At 70.7% G+C, this 4,824-nt stretch carries 4 protein-coding genes and 1 pseudogene; 1 reads left to right on the top strand and 4 read right to left on the bottom strand.

Annotated elements, in window-relative coordinates:
* A pseudogene (locus ACYVE7_RS29170) lies at window positions 1-492 on the bottom strand (ATP-dependent DNA ligase); the annotation flags it as partial.
* 60 nt (window positions 493-552) lie between these two features.
* Here ACYVE7_RS29170 and ACYVE7_RS29165 point away from each other — a divergent pair.
* Window positions 553-1,320, top strand: coding sequence for a hypothetical protein (locus ACYVE7_RS29165; RefSeq protein ID WP_460369110.1), 768 nt, complete (start codon window positions 553-555; stop codon window positions 1,318-1,320).
* Between the two features lie 219 nt (window positions 1,321-1,539).
* On the opposite strand, the gene ACYVE7_RS29160 is transcribed toward ACYVE7_RS29165, so the two are convergent.
* From ACYVE7_RS29160 to ACYVE7_RS29150, 3 genes are all read right to left on the bottom strand, one after another.
* Window positions 1,540-2,760, bottom strand: coding sequence for a PQQ-dependent sugar dehydrogenase (locus ACYVE7_RS29160; RefSeq protein WP_460369108.1), 1,221 nt, complete (start codon window positions 2,758-2,760; stop codon window positions 1,540-1,542).
* Window positions 2,761-2,779: 19 nt separating this feature from the next.
* A complete protein-coding gene (locus ACYVE7_RS29155; protein ID WP_460369106.1) occupies window positions 2,780-4,234 on the bottom strand; it encodes a hypothetical protein in 1,455 nt (484 codons plus the stop codon).
* Window positions 4,231-4,824, bottom strand: a 594-nt coding sequence (locus tag ACYVE7_RS29150) for a DUF4352 domain-containing protein (RefSeq protein ID WP_460369104.1), incomplete at its 5' end; no start/stop codon positions are given. The genes ACYVE7_RS29150 and ACYVE7_RS29155, both read right to left, overlap by 4 nt.

The following is a 4,824-nucleotide window of genomic DNA, read 5'->3' as shown; positions in this document are numbered from 1 at the left end:
GACGGTCGCGACCGCCGCGAGCGAGCCGCGAAGCATCAGCGCCCGCCGGACCGCCGCCAGCGGCACCCCTGACGCCTTGGCGACGGCGTCGGTCATCACCCCGTCGAGCGCGCCCTGCCGCAGTTCCCCCGCGAGCAGCCGGACCAGGAAATCCTGTTCCTCCGCCGTGGCCCTGGCCAGCAGCCCGCCCAGCAGCGCCTTGCGTGCCGCGACCGAGCCGGGCCCGGCGACCGCCCCGATCTCCGTGAAGACCGCATCGACCTCGGCGACCGTCAGCGTGGCGGTCGCGGCGGGCGGCGGCGGTTCGCGGAGCGCCGCGTACCCCACCCCGATCTGCCGCTGTGGTAGCTCGCCCGACAGATAGCAGACGGTGATCGCCGCCTCTTCCGCACCGGCCGCGCCCAGGCAGCCGGCGATCAGCGCGGTCTTCTCCTTCCGCGCCGAAGTGGCCGCCACAGCCCGCCAGGTCGCCGCCGTCTCTGCCAGGAGCATGACTTCATTGTCCCCCGAGCTAGGTGACAAAACCGGTGGCGGGTCCGTACGTTCGGGGGTGTGCGTGCCGACTTCGACCGGGTTTATTCGCCTCCGGAGCCACCCTCCAGCCGCAACCGGCGGACCAGGGCGGTGCTTCTCGCCGTCCTCGGGCTGGGGCTGGCCGGGGGAGCGGCGGTGGCCGTCCCGATGCTCACCGGGGGTGACGATCCCGCCGCCCCGCCGGTGAGCCGCCCCGAACCGACCACCTTCGGATCCACGCCGGACGGCTCAGGACCGGCGAGTTCGGGACCGGCGAAGGAGCCGGGGCCCGCCGCCGAGCCCGCCGCGCCGGGCGGCGCCGTCGAGCAGCTTCCGAAGATCTGCGGCACCATCGCCAAGGCCACCTTCCTGAAATGGGTGCCCCGGGGCTCCGCCGAGGAGTTCGGCGGCGCGATGGGCGGCTCCTGCGGCTACTCCACCCCGGCCGGATCGCCCTTCCGCTACCTGCGGCTGGAGACCAGGATCGGCAGCTCCCGCGACGACATCGACCCGATCAGCACCGCCCAGTGGGCGTTCGGCGTCGACCTGGAGAACCAGCAGAAGGACACCTCGGCGCGGACCCTCGTGGTCGAGGCCAGACCCGGCCTCGGCGAGGAGGCGTTCCAGCGCTTCTCCGTGAACAAGGGTGACCCGACGGTGACCGCACGGGTAGAGGCCCGTATCCGCAACGTCATAGTCACCGTGACTTACAGCCGCGACTACAGCGGAAAGCCGGAGAACCAGCAGAAACCGGCCCTGGACGCGGCCGCATCGGTGGTAGAAGAGGCATTGGAGACTTACCGCTGACCAATTCCGGAACCTCGGTATTGATAACGGAAAGCAGCGGTTTGGCTACAGCCCTGGGTGGTTATCAGAAGATGACCGTCAGCACGGAGGAGGCGAAGGACATGGCCGCCGATGGCGCCGGAGTGTCCTGGGCGTAAATGCGCAGGTGAGGGTGAGTACGGAAACGGCCGGCGGGCGCACCGCCGGCCGTTTCCGTCCCCCCGGAAAACGCTTGCCGGATCAACCTTCCGACACGAGCTTTGACACCGAACCGTCGAGGCTCAGCACGTACAGCTCACGATCTCCGTCCTGGCCGAAAGCGGCAACGGTGTTCAGGCCCTTGGCCAGTTCCCACTGGCCGGACACCTTCCCGTCCGCCAGCTCGACGGCCTTGATCCAGCCCGCGCAGAAGTCCGCGTACAGATACCGGCCGGTCAGATTGACCAGCTCTTGACCGCGGTACACATACCCGCCGATCACCGAGCACGCGTTGTCGACCTTCAACTTGTACTCCAGCACCGGTTCGACCCCGGCCGGATGCGCGTTCTTGAACGGATGGCCGCCCTCACGCAGGTTCCAGCCGTAGTTCTCGCCGCCCTTGGACGCGGCGGGCTGGAAATCGACCTCCTCATAGGAGTCCTGGCCGACGTCCCCGATCCACAGATCACCGGTTTGCGCGTCGAAGGAGAAACGCCACGGATTGCGCAGCCCGTACGCCCAGATCTCCGGTTTCGCGCCCGCCTTGCCGACGAACGGATTCGACGGCGGCACCTTGTACGGCCGGGCGCCGCGCGGGTCGATCCGGAGGATCTTGCCGAGGAAAGTGCCGAGGTTCTGGCCGTTGCCCTGCGGGTCGCCGCCGCTGCCGCCGTCCCCGAGCCCGATGTACAGCAGTCCGGCCTTGTCGAACGCGAGCTGCCCGCCGTTGTGGTTGGCGTACGGCTGCTTCTGCGTCAGGACCAGGCGCCGGGAGTCGGCGTCGAACGCGCCGTTCCCGGTGACCTTGTACTCGACGACCTCGGTGTCGCCCTGCTTGTTGGTGTAGTCGAGATAGACGTGCTTGCCGTCCGGGGCGAACGCGATGCCGAGCAGGCCGCGCTCGCCGCCGCTGCCGACCTGCCCCGTCAGATCGAGGACGGGCGCCTGCACGGCCTTGCCGCCGCTGATCGTGCGGACCCGGCCCGGCTGCTCGATGACGTACAGGGTCGGGTCGCCTTTGCGGACGGCCAGGCCGACCGGCTGGTCGAGCTCCGCGACCTTCCGGAGGGCGATCTTGCCCGGCGCCTCCTGCCGGGCGGTCTTCTCCTGCGGCACGGGAGCGGACTCGCGCGCCGCGGGCGCGGTGCTCGTGGCGCCCGCGGAGGGCGGGCCGGGGTCTGGTCGGGGAGCCGGGTCGTCGGAGCAGGCGGTCAGCACGAGGCCGGCCGCCGCCACCGTCACGGAGAGCCGTCGGAGATCCATTCCCCGATCATCGGGGTTGTCAGCCCGCCGAGGCCACCGCTGAGCCGAAGTCGGCGCTGTCCACTTCGCGCGCCTGGTCGTCGTCGAGGTCGGGGACGACCTCCACGGCCTTGGCGTCGCCGAACGGGCGGACGATCACCGAGCCGGTCGGACGCTGCCGGTCGTCGGGGACGCCCAGCACCAGCGCGCCCGGCAGGAACCCCACCGACCAGCCGAAATGCTCGTACTCGCCCGGATCGCCCGGGATCTCCTTGCCCCGGCTGTTGAGCGCGTCGATGAGCGCGGACTTGCCGGGTTCGGTGACCGACAGCAGATGCACCCAGCCGTTCTCGGCGTCGATCGCACCGTCATAGGGCACGCCGACAGCGAGCTGCACCCCGTTGCCGCCGCTGGTCTCGCTGTTCGCGAACGCCAGCGACCAGCCGTACCGGTTGTCGGGTTCGGCGAGCACCTTGCCGTCGACGCTCTGCTGCTCGGTCCTGAGCGTTTTCAACTCCGTGCCGGTCGAGGAGAGCAGGGCGACGACGCCCGAGTTCGCCCTGCCGTTGACCGTCTGCCCGGGGACGCCGACCGCGACATAGGTCGTGTCGCCCTCCCGCGTCGTGGCGATGCTCCAGCCGATATGACCCCCCTGGGTGGCGGAGCCGATCTTCAGATTGTTGTAGTGCCAGTGCTCGCCCTCGTTCTGGCTGCTCTCGTTGTACGGATCCTGGACGACGCTGAACGATCCGGCGTCCACGGCCTGCCCGTCGACGTCCTCGCCGGGTTCGCTGACCACGAGGTCGTCGAGCTCAGCATCGCCGCGGATCTTCCCGAAGCCGACCGCCCAGCCGAACAGGTCACCCGCCTCGGCCGAGCCCACGGCGCGCTTGTCGTCCTGGGTGAGGACCTGGTCGCGGGTGTGCTTGCCGTCCTCGTAGTACTCCAGGTGCACCGCGCCCGCCGAGGCACGCCCGCCGACGGCCGTGTACGGCGCGCCGACCGCGATCATCGCGGGCTGCTTGCCGGTCTTCGGCGCGACGGCGAGGGACCAGCCGTACCGGCCGGCCTCGCCCGACGGGTCGAGGACGTCGTGCAGCGCCAGCCCGTCGGTCGAGCCGTAGTAGACGTAGACCCGGCCCTTCCCGCCGTTCGCCCACGGCGCGCCGACGACCAGGTCGACGCACTGGTCGTCGTTGAGCAGCCCGGTGGCGACGGCCGCGCCGAACCCGGCGGCCGCTTCCGGTTCGCCGGCGAACAGCGCTTTCTGGTCGCCTTCGCCGAGCTCGCCGCCGCCGTACAGGACCGTCACCGCGCCGGCCGACGTCTGGTGCCGGACCGAGGCGCCGGGGTCGCCGATCGCCAGGTCGGGACGGCCGTCGCCGTCGAAGTCGGCGGCCTTCGCCTCAGAGCAGGACGCCGCGACGGCGGCGTGTCCCGGCAGGACCGCGAATCCGGCCGCGGTCAGCGCGGCCACGGTCAGCAGGTACTTCACAGGACGATCCTCTGTGACTTGGTCGCGTCGGCGATCTCGAAGTGCGTGAACTCGGTGTTCGCGGGGACGTCGAACAGGAGGTTCCCCGCGACCCGGTCGCCCGGCTTGAGCGACGGCGCCGAATTCAGGATGCCGAGGCTGTACTCGGCCGCCTTGTAGGCGGTGCCGTCCCGCGCGATGAGCTTCTGGGAGTCGCGTTCGACCCGCGGTGAGCTGGTCGCGCCGCCGTAGGTGAGGGTCAGCGGCACCAGGCAGAGTTCGCCTTTGACCGACTGCACGCCCTTCCAGATCTTCTCGCCGCACTCGGGCGCGCCGATCTGGAAGGAGAGGTCGCCGAGTTTGACGGGCCGGTTGACGTCGGTGTCCTCGGACAGCTCGATCGCCTTGAACGCGTCGGCGGGCGGGGTGACGTCGCCGCCCTTGTCACGGTCGTGGAGCGCGAAGTAGGTGCCGCCGCCGGCCAGCAGCAGCAGCCCGAGGGCCGAGGCGAGCCCGATGACCACCTTGTCGGGACCCTGCCGGTGCGCCCGCCGCGGCGACGCCGCGATCGTCTCCGGCAGCGGCGCGGGCGGCCAGGTGTCCCGTCCCGG

The organism is Actinocorallia lasiicapitis (assembly GCF_054778695.1).
This window is presented reverse-complemented; position numbering and strand designations above follow the sequence as displayed.

What these genes read in the sequence shown, in the direction of transcription:
- ACYVE7_RS29160 (WP_460369108.1), bottom strand. Translation starts at nt 2,760, where the DNA reads ATGGATCTCCGACGGCTCTCCGTGACGGTGGCGGCGGCCGGCCTCGTG.